The following is an 18,998-nucleotide window of genomic DNA, read 5'->3' as shown; positions in this document are numbered from 1 at the left end:
TAGACAGAATCACCATTGATTTATTTAAAATTAAATGTATATGAAATTCCTATCTAAAAAATAAGGAGTTAAAAAAAAGAAGAAAAAATAATTATATTACTATTAATGCTTTCATTATTTTTAACCATTTCTTCAGTATCTGCATTAGACACAGATGATACTGTGATGATGGAAGATAATAATCTAAATTCTAATGATGCTATTAGTAATATTCATGATGATGGATTCAATAGCGGCAGTGTTGATAAAACATCTGATATTGGTACTGACCCAAGTGAAAACATCATAAATACTAATGAAAATGCTATTCTTAATAATAAAACAGCCTCTTTTGAAAATGATTCAACAAACACTATTGAGCATAGTATTAATAAAATGTTAAAATCAGGTCCATCAAGATCAGGCAATACATTTTATATTAGTTCTAATGGTAACGGTACTGGTTCGTCTAGTAGTGATCCAACAAATTGGACTAATGCATACTCAATTGCTCATGATAATGATAAAATTTATTTCCTTGATGGAACTTATATTCTTGAGAATATTAATATAAATAAAAATTTAGTTCTACAGGCTATAAATGGTGGAAGTGCAATAATCAATGCTAATGGCATAAATAGAGTATTTTCAATAGGTTATAATAAAAATATTATTATAAATGGTTTAACATTTATAAATGGAAAAACTACTGGAAATGGAGGAGCAATATCTTTTAATTCAGGAAATCTTACTATAATTAATTGTAAATTTTTTAATAATAGTGCAGATGGTTCAGGTGGGGCAATATACCTCAGATCTGGAAATTTGAATATATCTAATACAAGTTTTATAAATAATTATGCAAATGAAGATAATGGTGGAGCAGTACTGGCAGATAATATTCGTATTACTCATTCTAATTTCACCAATAACGTTGCAGATGGTTCAGGTGGAGCTATAAGAGCTTATTATAATTTAATCATATCTGATTCTATTTTTACTAATAATACATCTATAAAAGGTCAAGGTGGAGTTTCATATGCTAAAAATACTACTGTAAATAATTCTGTTTTTGTTAATAATACTTCAATAAACGGTGGAGGAGCAATATATTCCAATGTTGAATACTTAATTAACAATTCTGAATTTATTGGTAATAAAGCAAACAGCGATGGTGGAGCTATTGCATCATATGACACTGGTCGCATATTTAATTCAAACTTTACTAATAACTCTGCTACATCAAATAGCGCTGGAGCAGCATATGCTAGAATCAGTATTGAAATTGTTAATTCAAACTTCAACAACAACTCTGCTACATCAGGTAGTGGTGGAGCAGTACATGCACAATCAGAAGTCAAAATTAATAATTCAAATTTCACCAACAATGTTGCTGGCAATGGAGGTGCAATATACTCCAATAAAAAAAGTGTTGTTAATAATTCAACTTTTACTAACAACTCTGCTACTGATGAGGAAGGTGGAGCAATCTTTTCTGTAAGAGATGTTGAAGTTGATAACTCCAATTTTATAAATAATCATGCAAAAAGCTTAGGTGGAGCAATAAGTGCTTATAATGAAATTATCGCTAATAATTCTAATTTCAATAATAATAGTGCAGAATATGCTGGAGCAGTATATTCTCCAAAATTAAATTCTAAGAATAATAACTTCACTAACAACAAGGTAATTTACCATGGTGGTGGAATTTATGCAGATGTGTTAAATTCAGAAAATGATAACTTTATCAATAATTCTGCAAAATACGCTGGTGGTGGTGTTTTTGTTGGATCTAATGCAGATATAAAAGAATCCAATTTTGAATCAAACACTGCAGTAAATGGAGGAGGATTATTTAGTTATGTCAATGCTACTATTAATAAATCTAATTTCACTAACAACAATGCCTACGATGGATCTGCAATCATTAGTGGAAATTTAGTTTTAACCAATAGTAATTTAGAAAACAACACCTCTAAAGGATATGGAATTATCTATGCTGAAAATGCTACTATTAAAAACAATAAGTTTAAAAACAATAATGCATTAAAAAATAAAGAAATTTATGTATTAAATGAATTAAATCAAAGCAATAATACTTTAACTCCTAATCAAATAGAAGATATTAACACTACTACAGTAAAAGTGGAACATGTTAATAATGTTACTTATTTAGTTGATTTAAAAGAAGGGTTAAAAGGATATTGTTTACAAAGAACATTAAACTTCCCAGATTATGTCTATTTATTAAATAATCTTAGTTTAGCACTTAATCAATTAACTGGTGAAGATGTTAGTGAATATCTTAAAATATTGATTTATACTTTTGTAAACAAAGAACAAGACTTAAATGGCACTGGTTTAAATAATGCTGTTTGGGAATTTACTGATGGTAATTTTAGAAATTCCAACAACACAATTGTTAAAAAAGTTTTAGCATTATATGAGTCTGGAATGAGAGTTCCTAATAAAAATGCTTCTAAACTTTTAGATAACAGATCAATAATCTTTTATGATTTCTCATCATTAATCACACCATCATTATGGCAAAATTTAGTATTATTTAAATTCAGATCCCTTAATATCACAGAAAACCTTACAAAAGAAACATTAAACCAAAGTGTATTAATCAACCAAATTGTCGAATTTAAAATAACACTAAAAAATACAGGCAATGAAAGTATTAACAATGCTTTTATACAAGATAATGATTATAGTAATGGTCTTGTCTATTATGGTTGGAAAAATGTTGTGGGCAATTGGACTTATGATGCAACACATAAAAAATGGATTTTAAACAACCCATTAAAAGCTGGTCAAAGCGTATCTATAATCCTATTATTCAAAGCTGTGCAAAATGGAACTTTAATAAACAACGTTAGCTCTGGATTTGACAATATCACATTATCCAACAGTACAAACAACACAACAGTTTATAAACCTAATATTAAAGTAATTAAATTAACCAATAATCCCATTGTTTTTGCTGGCGATTATGTAGGCTTCACAATCAAAGTCACCAACACAGGAGACTGTAAACTAAACGGTGTTTTTGTTTATGAGACTAAATATGATGGCCTCAAATATGATTCCTTTATTGGAGCTGATTGGACAAAATCAGGAAACAAATTTATTTACAACAAAATCTTAGACATAGGAGAATCAGCCAGTTTCATTGTTAAATTTAAAACAATAAAAACAGGTAACTTCACAAACATAGTAGTCGTAGGTTCCAACGAAACACCAAACAGCACTACAAACAACACAACCAAAGTATTCACTCCTAAACTAAGTGTTATTAAATTATCCAACACCCAAATCGTAACTGTAGGACAAAAATGTAGTTTTACAATCGTTGTACGCAACACCGGAGACTACAAACTAACCAAAATATTCATAATCGAAAAAAATTACAAAGGACTTAAATATGATTCCTTTAAAGGATCAAAATGGACAAAAATAGGAAACAAATTTATTTACAACAAAATTTTAAATGTAGGTGAATCCGCAAATTTCACAATCTTCTTTAAAACAACAAAAACTGGAAACTTCACCAATATTATAATGGCAGGCAGTAACGAAACAGGAAACAAAACTGTTAACAACACTACACAAGTTGTAAAAAAACACAAAAATGAAAGTAATAATAAAACTCCTAAAAATCCTAAAGATCCTATTGTAAAAGAACATAATGTTGAAAAAACTACAGGTAATCCAATATTAGCAACACAAAGTTATAATGTTAATAACAAGGAGGGAAAAAAACTATGAAAATTACAAAAAAGCAGGTTTTCTCTTTACTAGTTATTTTGATTATTATAGTTGGAGCAATGTCAATAGCTAATGCATATACTGGAACTGGTTTTACACACAATATTCCAAGCTCCAAATACTCAAATCTATTAGCATCCGATATTTTAAATGAATACAACGACACCGAATGCAATGTTGAAGAACGTGGAGTTTGCACTAAAGTAGTTGATGGAGATACCATATATTTAGACAATGGCAAAAAGATCCGTTTTGTAGGAGTTAATACTCCCGAGCGAGGTGTTGAAGGATATATCACTTCTAAAAATTTTGTTCAAAAATTATGCTTAAACAAGGAAGTTGGAATCGATGTTGATGATTCAAAACACTCAGACAAATATGGCAGAACATTAGGCGTGGTTATTGTTGACGGCAAAAATGTTAATGAAATGCTTTTAAAAGAAGGGCTTGCAGAAGTGATGTACATACCACCAAGTGAATTTTATCCCTATGATTGGGCAAATAACATGACACATATTCCGAATTCATACAATACCCCTGCAAATATCGGTTCTGACTCCGGTTCAGATAGTGGAAATTATGTTGCTAATGTAAATACTGGAAAATTCCACGAAGCTGGCTGTAGATGGGCTCAAAAAATATCTGAACATAATAAAGTTAGTTTTGACAGTAGAAATGATGCAATAAGTCAAGGATATCAGCCATGTAAGGTTTGCAATCCTTAACTGTTACTTCTTTAAAATAATTCTTGCTAAATTCAATGTATAAACTCATTTAAATATAAATACTGGATTCTTTTCCCGATTAAATATTTCTTCTTGTTTGGATTGATAATTCAAATAAAGTGAATTTGAATCAATAATTTCACCAACTACTGCTGTTTCGATGGAATATTTGGACAAATATCCTATTATATAATCACATTTATCCTCACTTGTTGTGAAAACAAAACCAGAACCCGGATATGACCTAAGCCAATCCACCCATTCAACACTTTCATTTCTAGGAATATCCTCCAAATTAACAACAGCTCCTTTATTGGAAGTTTCTAAAAGCATTTCAAGAGTTCCCAATATTCCAGGATTAGAAATATCCTTACCGGATTTAATATAATCATGTTCAGCCAAGTATCGGACTGCTGTAATTTGGTCCTGAACAAGTTGCGGATCTTTATCGTAAGTAGTATCCCAATTTAAACTAAACATTTCATGAGGTTTGCCGTCAAGGTCAATTGCAACAAGCACTTTATCTCCAACTTCTGCTCCAAAACTTGTTATAATTTTATTTTTTTGAGCAATGCCCACAATTGCAACACCTAAAGAGTCCACATCACCATCAGGATGCAAGTGTCCTCCAACCATTGGAACACCAAATTTTAAACAACCCTCTTTGATTCCATTTAATAAATCTTCATAAATCTCATCATTGCTTATTGACATTATATTAACCATTGCAAGGGGTTTTCCACCCATTGCTGCAATATCATTTACATTAACAAGTACTGAACAATATCCTGCCCAATAAGGATTTAAATTCATTATGTCTCCCCATATTCCATCAGCAGCGATAAGAAGTACTTGATTGTTTCCAATATCAATAGCTGAAGCATCATCCCCAATATCTATTACAACATCTCCAGAAACATTATAAGATTCTTTTAAAATAGATATTACATTATCTATTGAGCTTTTACGTGACACTCCTTTAAATTCTTGAATTTCCTTTACGAGATTTTTAAAATCCAACATTCCACTTCCAAAGTTTAATTGATATATTTAATATTATATTTGCAGTTAATATTTTTTATTGTTTCTTCAATCCTGACTTTTACTTCATCAATATTTTTAAAATCAAATACCTCCACATTGTCTCCGAATATTTCTTTTTTAATATTTTGACCACAGACATCATCAAAACCACTTTCAACTTCAAATATTATAGAGTTTTTAACTTTAAATCCCTTTTCGACAACCTTATCTAAATCTCCATCAGTAATTCCAATTACAGGTATATCAAATCTATAAAGAATGTCTGAAGATATTAATGTTGTATCATCACCAACAGTTATAACAAGATTGGAATCTTTAAATTGATAAACATCCTCCCCAGCATGATCAAGAAATGTTACTTTGAAATCCTTGGATTTGTCACGAGCAATAACCCTTGGAGTTACTTTAACATGCCTCAAAAGTCCAGTTTTAATAATTGCCTTGTCAAGATTAACTTCACCTAATTTTTCCAGTCCATGGCTTTTAAGCTCTCCACCAATTATATCAACAATATGATTATCTTTTGCAATCAATACTAATTTATCAGAGTTAGTTTTACCAATAACAACACTATTAACCATTATATTTTCGCCAGGACTAACCCCATGAACAACACGTTGATTTATACCTTCATTATCTTGTTTAATATGGCGTTCATAAACTTCCTTCGGGGACACAATATCCAAACTTAACTTTGAAGATAAATCTTTAACAATGCCCAAATTATGGTTCCATGGAATAATACTGCCATCGGCTTCGCCAGGACGTTCAATTTGAATTATTGGAATATTGTCATCAGGTATTTTATTAACATAATGACTATAAACTTTATATCCGAAAACCTGACCGGTTACATCAGATTTTCCATAATTAAGTAAAAAAATTACATCAACATCATCATCATGAAATATTTTTAACGAATCACTAGGAACTAGTTTACAGGAAATATCGATAACATCTTCCAAACTTGCATCAATAACGGCAGTTCTGCCCATAGTCCCACCAAGTCGTGCTTTAACATTACCATAACCTTTAAGAATATCAATTAACTTTAAAGCATACCCCGAATCAATTATATTAGGTCCATGGACAACTACACCAATTCTCATTTATCCACCTTAACCCGTTTTTCATAAATTTTAGATCCGCAGATTTCACAATCATCAAATATATAATCTTCATCATATTCTTTCTTACAACCTTGACAAACCTTCTTCCAATTGTACACTCCTTTGATTCCATCAGTCATTATGCTGGAATAGGGAATGTTCATGATTTTTAAAGTATTTTGAATTGTATAATCATCACTAATAACTTTCACATTTTTCCCCTGTTGAGACAACATATCGGCCAACGCAATCAGTTTTTTATCCGGCAGAGATAATCTTAAAACATCCCCTGAGGAAGATATGATTCTTTCGACTTCACTAACATAACTAGAATCCGCATCCTGAATAATCAATTTACCCTCATCACATGCCATATCAAAGACTAGTCTTGATTCAAAATCTTTAATTTCAGCAGTAATTTCGGGAACAGTGAAATTATTATTAGAAAGCATTTTAAATCCATTTATAAAAGCTGATGCATCTAAAATATAACAAATTTCCATGTGGGTATATTTGAATTTACAAATTAATAAAACTTAAGAATTTCATCATGCAAGTACTGAATAGATACCGAAGACTTATTGAAAAGTTACTGAAAACATTTAGAATAACTTTTTAAGAGTTATTGTAAGTTTATAGAAAAAAATATTTAAATTCCAATGATAAATTTAATAGTACCTGAAAATTCATCGAGATTTGAAAAAAATACGGAGGATAAAAAGATGGATAGCACAAATGAAATTAATAATGACATTAAATTTCTTGCAAAATCTGAAATTCGCTTAAAAATCTTAAGTGAATTATATAAAAACCCAAATAATGTAAAAGGCATTGTTAAAAAGACTAAAATAACTTATAGCTCTGTTTCAAGCAATCTTGGAAAATTAGAGAAAAAAGACTACATTACAAAAATAGACAAAAAGTATCATGTAAATCCAATGACTGAAGTTTACTTCAACTCAATCATGGAATTTAAACAAAGTGTAGATTTGATTTATAATTATGACGCATTCTGGAACAAACATAATCTTAATCAACTAAGCATTGAATCTATAAAAAATATTAGCAATCTGAATAATTCCGAAATTATCGAAACAACATCCCTAGATATATTTAAAACCCACAATACCATTAAAAAGCAGATAATCCAATCCAGCAATATTCAAGCCATTTTCCCATACTTACATCCTGAATATCCGAAATTGATGGAAATTGTGTTAAAAAATCAAGGGTCTGTTGAATTAATAATTCCAAAATGTATTTTTAAAGAGTTCATTTTGAAAATTGATGAAAAAATTAGGAAAAAATCCATTAGAGTAGGAAAATTAAAAGTTTACAATTATAAAGGCAATTTAAACTTATATTTAACCCTTTGTGATGAAAACATTAGTTTAGGATTGTTTAAAAACGACGGCAGTTTTGATCAAAATCGGATTTTAATTTCAGAAAATCAGAAATCATATAATTGGGCTAAAGAGTTATTTGAATATGTGAAAAAAGAGGTGGTGAAATGACCAGTGCTGAAACCAAACAAGAATTAACAGAAGAATTTAGCGGGATCAAATATATTCTAACATCGAAAATGAGATCAAAATTACTTCTAAGTCTTTACAAACACCCGAAAAAACTTGAAGAATTAAGAAATGAACTTAAAAAACCTTCAGCAACAATATTGCATGGCCTAAAAGAACTTGAAACAATAAATTTAGTTAAAAAATTTCAGAAGTCATATGAATTGACTTCCAATGGTTTTTTATTATCGACCAACATGATAAAACTTATTGAAAATTGGAATTCAGTGAATAAAAATAAAACCTTCTGGAATAGCCATGACATCTCACAGCTTCCAGAAGACCTGTTAAAAAATATTTACCTCCTAAAAGATGCCGAATATGTTAATTCAACAACAACAAATCTATCAAATGCATTTAATACATACATAAATCTAATTTCCAATACAAAAAATTTAGATATAATTTTACCAATTTATTCTGAGAATCACTTAAAGTATTTTATAGAACTTTTAAGAAAAGATAAATTAGATAGTTTGAATTTGATAATTAATAAAAAATATTGAATTCCATGAAGAAAAATGATATTTTAAGTGAATCTATCTTGAAAAATGAAAAAGTTAGCATAAAATGCATTGATGAAGAATTGAAAATATTTTTAACATGTTCGGATGATTTTATGACATTGACGTTATTCTTTAATGATGGCCATTATGATGATTCACAAATATTGGTTGCAAAAGACGACAATGCTATTAAATGGGCAACAACCCTTTTAAATTTCATTTAATAACTAAAACAGAGGGTGAGTAATGAACAATGAAAAAATGATATCGCAAGAAAACAAAGAACTATCAATACTATTAATGGGTCGAAATGGCGGAAGAACAACAATTAGAATAATTGATGAAATATTGGTTAAACCACATAATGCCAATCAATTGTCAAACAAACTCAATTTAGATTATAACACAATAATCCATCATACAAACATTATGAAAGAATATGAGTTTATAACAAAAAATGAAATTGGCAAAGCTTTTTACTTCCACCCTACCGACAAGTTAATTAAATATATTGATGAATACTATACCATTAAGCAAAAAATGCAAATATAAAAGGTTTGAAAATGAAAAGTGAAACATCTGCACAACATCAAAAAGAAGCGTCTAAGGAATTATCATGTGGAATAATCACCCTTAGTGACAGTAGAAAATCAGAAAAATTGGATTTATCAGGCAAATTAATAGCTGAGGAAATTGAGGCCAGATACACATTAAAATCTAAGAAATTGATTCCCGATGAAGCTGATGATTTGATAAACACCATAGAGAATATGATTTCAAATGGAATTGATGTTATTCTAACAACTGGTGGAACGGGCTTAAATACTCGTGACATCACTGTTGAAACAGTAGAATCACTTTTTGAGAAAAAAATAGATGGATTTGGAGAGCTTTTTAGGACCAAATCTTTTGAAGAAATTGGTTCTGCAGCTCTTCTTTCAAGAGCAACTGCAGGAGTTTATAAAAAAACAATTATATTCTCCATGCCCGGTTCTCCAAATGCTGTCAAAACAGCATTAAATTTAATTATAGAGGAATTGCCTCATTTTGTTCATCATTTGAAAAAATAATGATGAACTTTATTTTTTTAAAAGAATTCGTCAACACTTATTAAAGGTTCTAATGTAATTCCTGCTTTTTCAAATTCTTCAATAGCGCCTTCTTGTCTATCCACTACAACAAATGCCCTAACAACATTACCTCCATTTTCATGAATAGCTTTAATTGCTTTTAGAAGTGATCCACCCGTAGTTGAAACATCTTCAACAACAATAACCTTATCACCCTCGTTTAACTCACCTTCAATAAGTTTAGAAGTACCATAACCTTTCTTTTCTTTGCGAATCATTAACAATGGCAATTTGGACTCTAAAGATACTGCAGTAGCTATTGGAACTGCTCCCAATGCAGGACCTGCAACCTTATCAATATTTTCACCATCAATCTTTTCAGTTATTAATTTTGAGATAGTGAATAAGATTTCAGGTTCAGTAATGGCTTTTTTCATATTAATATAGTAATCACTTTTCTTTCCAGAAGATAAAGTAAAATCTCCTTCAAGAAATACTTTATTTTCCTTTAATAATTCAATTAAATAATCATTTGAAGCCATTATAAATCATCTTCACCCTTAAGTAAAATTTTATCACCAATGACCTTTACAAGTTCCATTGGAACCATATTTTCACTGGATTTAATTTGTTCTGAAAAACCCGTTTTTTTAAGCACTAAATCTGTAATTTCAAATGTATCTTTATCAAAAACAACATCAGACACTTTTCCAACAATTTAAATATCACAATCGAGAACTTCTTTACCAAACAATTCATCTTTAATTCTCATAAAAAAACACCTTTTTAATATTAGGTAGTTTTTAATATTAATTAATTGTTTCTAAAAAAAAGGAAAAATGTATTAAATACAAACAATATAATAACAATATTAATTTCAAGGTGAACATATGGAAGAAAAAACATTCACAGTATCTGAGATTAATTCTTACATAAACCGAAAGCTAAAAATGGATTCCAATTTGAAAAATATCCTCATAAAAGGAGAACTTTCCAATTATAAAGATTCTTATAGGGGACATAGCTATTTTACTCTAAAAGATGAAGAAAGTCAGATAGACGGAGCAATATACAAATTCAATAAAGATCGCTTTCTTAAATTCCAACCTGAAAATGGTATGAAAGTAATTATTAAAGGTAAAATTGAAGTCTACGAAAAGAATGGAAGATATCAACTGTATGCCACAAAAATTACTGAAGACGGAGTTGGAGAGTTACATATAGCTTTTGAACAATTGAAGAAAAAACTTAATAAAGAAGGTTTATTTGACGATACTGTGAAAAAAGAAATACCAAAATATCCTAAACGGATTGGAGTCATCACGGCAAAAACCGGAGCGGCAGTTAAAGACATTATAACTACCATAAACAGAAAATATCCTATTTGTGAAATTTTAGTATTTTCCACATTAGTTCAAGGAGACCAAGCGGCCGGTCAAATTGTAAGGCAAATCAAGCATGCGCAGAAATTTAATTTAGACACACTAATTGTAGGTCGTGGCGGAGGGAGTATTGAAGATTTATGGCCATTTAATGAAGAAGAAGTTGCACGGGCAATTTATGCATGCAATATTCCAGTTATAAGTGCAGTGGGTCATGAAACTGACTTTACCATATCTGATTTTGTAGCTGACCTGAGAGCTCCAACACCAACGGCGGCGGCAGATCTTGCAGTGCCAGAACTAATGGAAGTTGAATACAAAATAGCACAACTGAATAAAAGAGTTAATAAATCCATTAAAAATAAATTAACATTAAATAGAACTAAATTAACTCATATTTCACAGAAAAATATTTTTAAAAATCCAGAGTCAATTTATGAAATTCAAGAAATGATTTTAGATAATTTAGTAGATAAATTAAGTTTTTCATCGAAAAACATTGTTGCAAAAAACAAAAATGAACTAATTAGACTAGAAAACTCCCCTATTTTTAGAAACCCTGAATCAATGTATAAATTTAAAAGAATCAACCTAAATAATGTAGTTAACAGATTAAATATTACATCCAACAAAATCGTCACTGAAAACAAAAACAGATTATTTAGATTAGAAAACTCCCACATTCTAAAAAATCCAAATGAGATAACTAGAAAGAAAAAAGATTCATGCTTAAAAAATATTAAAAAATTAGAAATTTTAAACCCCCTTTTAACATTGAAAAGAGGCTATGCAATAGCTAAAGCTGAAGATAATGTTATTTCTTCAGCTAAAGATGTTAAAGTTGGAGATGAAGTTGATATTGAATTTGAAGACGGACTTGTAAATACAAAGGTGATATAATGGAAGAAAATTTAAGTTTTGAAGAAAGTTTAGACAAATTAGAAGAAATCGTTAACAAACTAGAAAATGGAGATGTTCCTCTAGACGATGCAATTGAAGAGTTCAAAAATGCAATGGATTTAGTTAAAGTTTGTAATGAAAGATTAGAAGTTGCTGAAGAATCAATTGCAAAAATTGTTCAGGACAATGGCAATCTCGCTGAATTTAACTCTTGTGAATAAAGTAGTTAATCCAATACTCCAATAACGTTTTTATTGGATAACTATCACATTTTTCTTTTATTTGGGATGCTAAATCAAATGCATCCTCCTTTTTAATTAAATTGCATTGAACTTCATCGAATAAATTTAAAATTGAAGATGCAATAGCTACATTTTTCTGATTTCGAGCATCAATTCTTAATTTACTAATAAATTCGAATTTATCATAATCTAAATTATCGTAAAACTCATTTATATCTAAGGCATACCTATTTAAACGAACTAATGCATTTGATTGGGATTTGTTTGACAACCAAACCTGTTTTTCAATGGCTTTTGTAACAGATTCAATTACTGACTTTCCAATTAACTCTCCAAGTTTAGAGTGTTTTCCGGCATTGGTCAATAAATTATCTGAATCTTTATTTGAAAATATTGCAACACCGTCAGTTCCAGTTCCTGTTGCAAATCCATTTGAGTATTGTGACGGGATCTTTAAATTATTTAGTGCAACGGTTTTTGCTTCTGTTACTGTCATGAATGCTTCTGTCAGCACTGATTTTTCAAGGTATGCATTTGTTAATAAAATAATATTAATTGTTCCGAAGTGAAATTCGCCGCAATCTTCCCAATATGATGCCTTATCTCCTGCCCTTGAAGCATTTGTTCTAACTCCCGCAGTTGTAATTGCAGTAACTTCTAGATTTTTAAATTTTTTAGTGACAATACTTACATTTTTCATATCAGCTAATGTAATTAAAGCAGTCTATAATAAACATGATACATTCCTTTATTATAAAGTTCAGTATAATTCTCTAATTCAACTGTAGAATTCGAGATAACATAAGATATATTACTTGAATCGAATGCCGTATAATTATCATCAAACGTGACATTATCCTTCAAATACCATTTAATTATTCTATAATCACGGTTATTAGATCCAAATGATTCATTGTGATAATCATCATCATTTTCAATAATATAATCTGTCACATCAACTAAATCATTATGGCATTCTTGTATCTTCATATGTGAACTAAATGAAAAGGCAGATATCATGAAAAGTGAAATCAAAAACACTATTATAATTTTAGATATTAAAGACTTTCTATAAGATTTATTTTTAAATATACTTAAATTAGTTAAAATATCTAAAATTTCTTCAAGACCATAAATAATAAAATAAATTAAAGGAGGCAATAATGGTAATGAATATCTAAGCGTTTTTGTGGGAAGTATAGCTATAAAAATGAGATTTATAACAAAATATGCAAAAAATAGGATATTTAATGCCATTTTATCATCATCAAATTTGATTCTCTAATTAAAGAATAAAATATTGCGCATGAAACCAAAAAACAAATATTTGTAATCAAATGGTTAGAAAGTACTTTAAATGCAAAAAATGCAAAAATCATTAATATTACCAATGAGATTTTTAATAAATTTTTTATAAGCATTATGTTTGAAATAGGTATTTCTGATTTAAAATAATACTTACGATTTTAAATACATTAACCAATTTAAATAAGCATCCGCAACCAATGATAAAATACAATACAAAATTTAAAGTTCCATCCAAACGACGATAATCCCTAAATAAAATTTGTGAAAAATTAATAACATAAAATAATTTATCATAAATAACATATAACCTTATATCAATATTAGTTGCTGAATGAAATCTATCAAGAAATATTAAAGAACTGCCAAAATCAAAAATCAAAAATTTACAAATTAAAACAGTTAAATAGCACCTAAAATAAGTGATAATAAAATATGTTTAAATTCTTTACTTGTTAGATAATTTTTTACTTTTACAAAAGTCTGATTTATTATATAATACATCTTCTAAATTTTCAAGGAAATCTCTTTTTATAACATAATACAAGAATATGTCGGAAGCATAAATATAAACAGTATACCTTGTAAAAAACCTAGGATAAATAATGGAAACGCTATGATAAAATATTTTGAATTCTTATCAATAGCATTATTCCAAATAGAATTAAAATAGAAATAGAAATAGCTGGAACATCTAATAATCAGTGGACAATTATCAAAAGTTCAGATAGGCTACCGTAAATAATAACTCCAGTTAAAGACAATAAAGTTAAACCTATATCTTAGTAAAATATATAATCCTAAAAAACCAAATAATGCAAAAAATGATGATACTAATGAAATAGCTAATTGTTAACTATGCCTAATCTAAATAATATGGATGTTAAAATGCAATAACTGGACTTAAAAATAAATCATAGTGATTTACAATATTATAATAGTCTAATCCACTATAAAGTAAAGCATTCATTAAATAATGTGCTTTATCTGGATAAATCAATCCTCCAGACATGACATACCTAGTTTTAATATACATTAATCAATGGAAAATAAAAATACAAACATTAAGTATAAGCTATCCTTTTTAGTCAAATTCAATCATCAAAATTCATTATATCTCCAAAATATATAAATCATTTAAAATAAATCATATTTAAAATTGAAAATATTTATCCGTTATTTAAACAAATTTAAAATATTTCTTAAAGATTTTTAATTTTTAAACTTGCAGATGAATTTATATCTTCATTTATATCTTTTAATTCTTTCTTTAACTTTTTATTTTCTTTTAATTTTTTTGATATTCTTTTCAAATCAAGATTTCATTTTTAAGTCAATTCTTCATGATTATTTGATGAAATAAAACTTCTGAAAACATATTTAAGTCTATTATCAAATCCATCATTAAAAATTTTATTTTCATATTCCTCTTCATATGATTTAAAATCGACATTAACTATTTTGAAAATTCTTCTTTAAATTCTTCATCCACCATAGAATATCTTAAAAAAGCTTTATCAATCTTTTTTTAGCAAGACCAAATTTAAAATCATTATAAATTCCATGTTCTTTAGCTAGTCAATTATTTTATTAGTTATAACAATAGAATCTGAAAATCTAATATCCTTGACCTGAGTTGTAGAATCCTTTCTAATTCTTCTGTTATACAGATGGTTATCATAGAATGATACACGATTAGCATTTATCATAGCTTTAGCAAAAAACAAATTATCTTCAAAAATTAAATTTTCTGGAAATTGAATATTTTCAATCAATGTTTTTTTAAAGAGTTTACCTGGAGGGGAAACAGCAAAATCAAGTGCATTTTCACCAATATCTGCATAATTAAATATTTTACCATCTAAATGGCTTAAAGAATTCATTTCATAATATCTAGAAGTGAACTTCTTGTTACTTCCATCATTGAAATTAATCATTTTAAATATCAATAACTCCAGATTGTTTTTCTCAGAAATATTATAAATTTCTTCAAGTGCATTTAATTCTAAATAATCATCAGAATCCATAAAATAAATATATTTACCTTTAGATTTTTTTATTCCGTTATTGCGAGCAACTGATTGGCCACTATTTTCTTGTGTAAACACAGACATCCTATTATCTAATTTTTCATATTTCTCTAAAATTTCTAAAGACGTATCAGCTGACCCGTCATTAATACATATTATTTCAATATCTTTAAATGTTTGATTAATAACACTGTCTAAACATTCATCTAAATAATTTTCAGAGTTATAAACAGGAATAATTACAGAAACTTCCACCATTTAATCACCTAATTAACTACTAATTATTTTTTAAAATTTTAATCAAACATGTTTTCAAAAATAAAAATTAACAACCAATTTGGAATAATTCGAATCCTAATTACTTATTTTTTTATCATAAATATTTCTACCATCAAATATGACTTTTTCATTTAATTTATCAGATAATAACTCAAAATCAGGATTTCTAAATTCTTTCCATTCAGTAATCAAGATTAATGCATCACAATTTTCAACTGCATCATAACGATTTTTACAGAATTCTATTGAATCCAAATACTTATCCTCAATCGTTCTTTTAAACTCCATCATAGCTTCAGGATCATATGTTTTAATTTTTGCACCACTGTCAATAAGTGAAGTAATTACTACAAGTGATGTAGCTTCACGTACATCATCAGTTTCAGGTTTAAATGACAATCCCCAAATTCCAAAAGTAAGTCCATTTAAATTACTGCCAAACCTACCAACTACCTTGTTTGCTAATACCTTTTTTTGTTTTAAATTAACCTCTTCAACATTTGACAATATCCTTGGTTCATAACCATGAACTTGAGCAGTATTTCTTAAAGCTTGCACATCTTTTGGAAAACAACTTCCTCCATATCCGCAACCTGCATAAATAAAATCATACCCAATACGTTTATCTGAACCTATTCCAAGACGTATTTGCTGGATATTTGCTCCAGTAACTTCACAAATATTAGCTATTTCATTCATTAATGAAATTTTAGTTGCAAGCATTGCATTAGCAACATATTTTGTCATTTCAGAGGATTTAATGTCCATTAAGATAAAACGATCATGGTTAAAAATAAAAGAGGAGTATAAATCTTTTAAAGTTTCAAAAACTTCATAATTTTCAGCACCAATCACTACACGATCAGGATGCATGCAATCTTCGATAGCCCTTCCTTCTTTTAAAAATTCAGGATTAGAAGCGATTTCGATTTTAACTCGGGAATTCTTCTTCGCTAAAATATCATCAATGTATTCTTTAACTTTAAAACAGGTACCTATTGGAACCGTTGATTTAATAACAACTAATGAATCATGGGAAATATTATTGGCTATATCGGATGCCGCTGAGAAAATATAGTCTAAATTAGCTGATCCATCTTCAGTCATTGGAGTTCCGACAACGATGAAAATAATATCACTTTCATCAAGCGCTTCTTTAATTTGTGTTGTAAATATTAAATCTCCTTTTTCTTGCCCGCTTTTAATTAATGTTCCGAGATTAGGTTCAAAAATCGGTAAAATCCCATTTTTCAATCCTTCAATTTTAGATTCATCAACATCAACACAAAAAACTTTATTTCCCATTTTTGAAAAACATGCCCCAGTTACAAGCCCAACATAACCTGTTCCAATAACAGTAATATTCATTAACTTCACCATTCAATATAAAAAACTCAATATTAATAATAAGTTTTTTAACTTATAAATAAGTTAATATTAATTTGTGAAATTATAAAAATTTACAGAAACATATTCATGACTATTGTAATAAAACAAAAAAAGATTCAGAAGCAATCTTGTAGACAATATACTGACATTTCTCAAGATATTTATGAAAAAATATCCTAATTTGGATGTGAAATGCATCATTTTATGATAAAATCCTCACTTCACAAAAGCAACTCAACAGAAAAAGCAGTAAAACTCACATAGAAAAATGAGATAAAACTTTGAAAAATAAAATTAGTAAATTTTTAAAATAAGTTTTTTAATCTTATGCTTGACCCAACCATATGGAGTTTTTAAATACTCCAAATCTTGTTTTAAATCTTCATTTTTTATTTTTAGTTTCTTGTTTTTGTTTTTTAATTTAGTAACTTTATTTTCTAATTTTCTTTTCTCAGACTTATTTTTCGATTCTCAATCTTATCTTGTCTTTGTTTATTCGCAATGAATTTTAAACTATCCCTACAATCATTTAAGAATAAATCATATTTGACCATGTCTTCTTCACTAATTGTATTAAAAACATGTGAAGGCAACGATTCGACAAATGATTTAACTTCACCAAACATGATATCAGTAAATTCATCATTACATCTATCTAATTCTTTTATAAACTGTAAGACATCAATTTCAACTAATTTAACATATAACGGATCCAATAATGGCAAATATTTTTCATTTGATTTAATAACTTGTATGGTATTGGATATAATAAAAATACGATCATGTAAATTTTTTGTATCATATACTGTTTGAGTAATTGATTTACTGTTTTTACCACGAATTCTCCAGTAATACACAACTTCAGGATAAATTCCTATACATTCACTTGAACAGAACAGTTGCATAGAAAATAATATGTCCTGATATACCCTTCCTTCAGCAAATCTAAAATCATATTTTTCAAAAAAGTTTCTATTAATAAATTTATTCCATGAAGTAGTATCATAAACCAACTCTTCATGTTCTAAGATGTTTGTTTTTATAAAAGTTTCACCTGTGATTGATTTTGAGTGTAAAACACTTGGAAATTGCCTACCATTATCATTAGTTCTTATTGCATTAAATACAACAAAATCATGATTATATTTTTCTGAAAAATTGTATAATTTTTCATAGGCATCTAAATCAATAGCATCATCTGAATCATAAAATGCAATATATTCACCAGATACAATATCCAAACCCATATTGCGACAAATAGATGGTCCTAAACTAGTTTCATTATTTAAAATTTTAATTCTTGAATCATTTAAAGCATATTCTTCAAGAATTTCAAGACATCCATCACTAGAAGCATCATTAATACAAATTATCTCAATATTTTCAAGTGTTTGATTAACTAAACAATCCAAACTCTCTTCGAGATATTCTTCAGCATTATAAACAGGAACAATAATACTGACTAAAGGTTTTTTATCTAAGCTCATTATACACCATATAATTCTTATAATTTTATTTTATTTTCAAAACATAAATAATAAACTAACGATAACTAGATATTTATTAAAATAAGGAATTTAATTAATAACATAACCAACTACAAATAAAAATAATTGTTATGTATGATTTAATCAAAATAATCATTTAAATTGTTATCAAAAATTTTAACTAAAAACTGTTGACATTATTATAAACC

General features: G+C 28.1%; 20 protein-coding genes. 9 read left to right on the top strand and 11 right to left on the bottom strand.

Translation table 11 applies throughout. The annotated features are described in order from the left end of the window. Positions 1-105: 105 nt before the first annotated feature. Together Q9968_RS02335 and Q9968_RS02330 are read left to right on the top strand one after the other, a co-directional pair. A complete protein-coding gene (locus tag Q9968_RS02335) occupies positions 106-3,750 on the top strand; it encodes a hypothetical protein (protein ID WP_305513098.1) in 3,645 nt (1,214 codons plus the stop codon). After that, positions 3,747-4,475: a thermonuclease family protein gene (locus tag Q9968_RS02330; RefSeq protein ID WP_305513097.1), complete on the top strand. Its 729-nt coding sequence runs from the start codon at positions 3,747-3,749 to the stop codon at positions 4,473-4,475. The genes Q9968_RS02335 and Q9968_RS02330 overlap by 4 nt, the downstream gene beginning before the upstream one ends. Before the next feature lie 45 nt (positions 4,476-4,520). Here the strand turns inward: Q9968_RS02330 and Q9968_RS02325 are convergent, their stop codons facing one another. From Q9968_RS02325 to Q9968_RS02315, 3 genes are read right to left on the bottom strand one after another with little or no spacing between them, the layout of a single operon-like run. After that, positions 4,521-5,498, bottom strand: coding sequence for a methanogenesis marker 2 protein (locus Q9968_RS02325; RefSeq protein ID WP_305513095.1), 978 nt, complete (start codon positions 5,496-5,498; stop codon positions 4,521-4,523). 14 nt (positions 5,499-5,512) lie between these two features. Then, entirely contained in the window at positions 5,513-6,628 is a 1,116-nt protein-coding gene (locus Q9968_RS02320; RefSeq protein WP_305513093.1) for a DUF2117 domain-containing protein, read from the bottom strand. Next, entirely contained in the window at positions 6,625-7,131 is a 507-nt protein-coding gene (locus Q9968_RS02315; protein ID WP_305513091.1) for a ribonuclease VapC, read from the bottom strand. The genes Q9968_RS02320 and Q9968_RS02315 overlap by 4 nt, the downstream gene beginning before the upstream one ends. A 219-nt stretch (positions 7,132-7,350) precedes the next feature. Between Q9968_RS02315 and Q9968_RS02310 the strand changes: the two genes are divergently transcribed. Genes Q9968_RS02310 through Q9968_RS02290 form a run of 5 tightly spaced genes read left to right on the top strand, consistent with a single transcriptional unit; the run spans position 7,351 to position 9,775 of the window. Next, on the top strand, positions 7,351-8,142 hold the full coding sequence (locus Q9968_RS02310) for a winged helix-turn-helix domain-containing protein (protein WP_305513089.1): 792 nt from the start codon (positions 7,351-7,353) through the stop codon (positions 8,140-8,142). Further along, positions 8,139-8,705 carry a winged helix-turn-helix domain-containing protein gene (locus Q9968_RS02305; RefSeq protein WP_305513088.1) on the top strand — a complete coding sequence of 189 codons (567 nt, stop codon included), beginning with the start codon at positions 8,139-8,141 and terminating at the stop codon, positions 8,703-8,705. The genes Q9968_RS02310 and Q9968_RS02305 overlap by 4 nt, the downstream gene beginning before the upstream one ends. Positions 8,706-8,710: 5 nt before the next feature. Further along, positions 8,711-8,929 carry a transcriptional regulator FilR1 domain-containing protein gene (locus Q9968_RS02300; protein WP_305513086.1) on the top strand — a complete coding sequence of 73 codons (219 nt, stop codon included), beginning with the start codon at positions 8,711-8,713 and terminating at the stop codon, positions 8,927-8,929. A 22-nt stretch (positions 8,930-8,951) separates the two neighbouring features. Further along, the gene (locus tag Q9968_RS02295; protein WP_305513084.1) at positions 8,952-9,257 is read left to right on the top strand and encodes a winged helix-turn-helix domain-containing protein; all 306 of its coding nucleotides are present in this window, start codon (positions 8,952-8,954) and stop codon (positions 9,255-9,257) included. A gap of 11 nt (positions 9,258-9,268) precedes the next feature. Continuing rightward, on the top strand, positions 9,269-9,775 hold the full coding sequence (locus Q9968_RS02290) for a molybdenum cofactor biosynthesis protein B (protein WP_305513082.1): 507 nt from the start codon (positions 9,269-9,271) through the stop codon (positions 9,773-9,775). 17 nt (positions 9,776-9,792) lie between these two features. On the opposite strand, the gene pyrE is transcribed toward Q9968_RS02290, so the two are convergent. Together pyrE and Q9968_RS02280 are read right to left on the bottom strand one after the other, a co-directional pair. Continuing rightward, positions 9,793-10,317 (bottom strand): orotate phosphoribosyltransferase, encoded by a 525-nt coding sequence (pyrE, locus tag Q9968_RS02285; protein WP_305513080.1) that lies wholly within the window; start codon positions 10,315-10,317, stop codon positions 9,793-9,795. Beyond that, the gene (locus tag Q9968_RS02280) at positions 10,317-10,493 is read right to left on the bottom strand and encodes a PRC-barrel domain-containing protein (protein ID WP_342765941.1); all 177 of its coding nucleotides are present in this window, start codon (positions 10,491-10,493) and stop codon (positions 10,317-10,319) included. Before Q9968_RS02280 ends, pyrE begins: the two co-directional genes overlap by 1 nt. A 172-nt stretch (positions 10,494-10,665) precedes the next feature. On the opposite strand from Q9968_RS02280, the gene xseA reads away from it, so the two are divergent. Continuing rightward, a complete protein-coding gene (gene xseA, locus Q9968_RS02275; RefSeq protein WP_305513076.1) occupies positions 10,666-12,057 on the top strand; it encodes an exodeoxyribonuclease VII large subunit in 1,392 nt (463 codons plus the stop codon). Then, positions 12,057-12,278, top strand: coding sequence for an exodeoxyribonuclease VII small subunit (locus Q9968_RS02270; RefSeq protein ID WP_305513074.1), 222 nt, complete (start codon positions 12,057-12,059; stop codon positions 12,276-12,278). Before xseA ends, Q9968_RS02270 begins: the two co-directional genes overlap by 1 nt. Here the strand turns inward: Q9968_RS02270 and Q9968_RS02265 are convergent. From Q9968_RS02265 to Q9968_RS02240, 6 genes are all read right to left on the bottom strand, one after another. Next, positions 12,262-12,999, bottom strand: a complete 738-nt coding sequence (locus tag Q9968_RS02265) for an adenosylcobinamide amidohydrolase (RefSeq protein ID WP_305513072.1) — start codon at positions 12,997-12,999, stop codon at positions 12,262-12,264. The genes Q9968_RS02270 and Q9968_RS02265 overlap by 17 nt on opposite strands. Positions 13,000-13,013: 14 nt before the next feature. Then, positions 13,014-13,289, bottom strand: a complete 276-nt coding sequence (locus Q9968_RS02260) for a hypothetical protein (RefSeq protein WP_305513070.1) — start codon at positions 13,287-13,289, stop codon at positions 13,014-13,016. 1,198 nt (positions 13,290-14,487) lie between these two features. Further along, entirely contained in the window at positions 14,488-14,640 is a 153-nt protein-coding gene (locus Q9968_RS02255) for a hypothetical protein (protein ID WP_305513068.1), read from the bottom strand. A gap of 538 nt (positions 14,641-15,178) precedes the next feature. Beyond that, positions 15,179-15,892, bottom strand: a complete 714-nt coding sequence (locus Q9968_RS02250; protein ID WP_305513066.1) for a glycosyltransferase family 2 protein — start codon at positions 15,890-15,892, stop codon at positions 15,179-15,181. A gap of 96 nt (positions 15,893-15,988) precedes the next feature. Continuing rightward, positions 15,989-17,281 carry a UDP-glucose/GDP-mannose dehydrogenase family protein gene (locus Q9968_RS02245; RefSeq protein ID WP_305513064.1) on the bottom strand — a complete coding sequence of 431 codons (1,293 nt, stop codon included), beginning with the start codon at positions 17,279-17,281 and terminating at the stop codon, positions 15,989-15,991. Between the two features lie 458 nt (positions 17,282-17,739). Then, entirely contained in the window at positions 17,740-18,789 is a 1,050-nt protein-coding gene (locus tag Q9968_RS02240; protein ID WP_305513062.1) for a glycosyltransferase family 2 protein, read from the bottom strand. Between the last annotated feature and the right edge of the window lie 209 nt (positions 18,790-18,998).

This window comes from Methanobrevibacter sp. V14 (genome assembly GCF_963082475.1).
Lineage (GTDB): Archaea > Methanobacteriota > Methanobacteria > Methanobacteriales > Methanobacteriaceae > Methanocatella.
The sequence above is the reverse complement of the archived record's forward strand: the minus strand, read 5'-3'. Positions and strand labels throughout refer to the sequence as shown.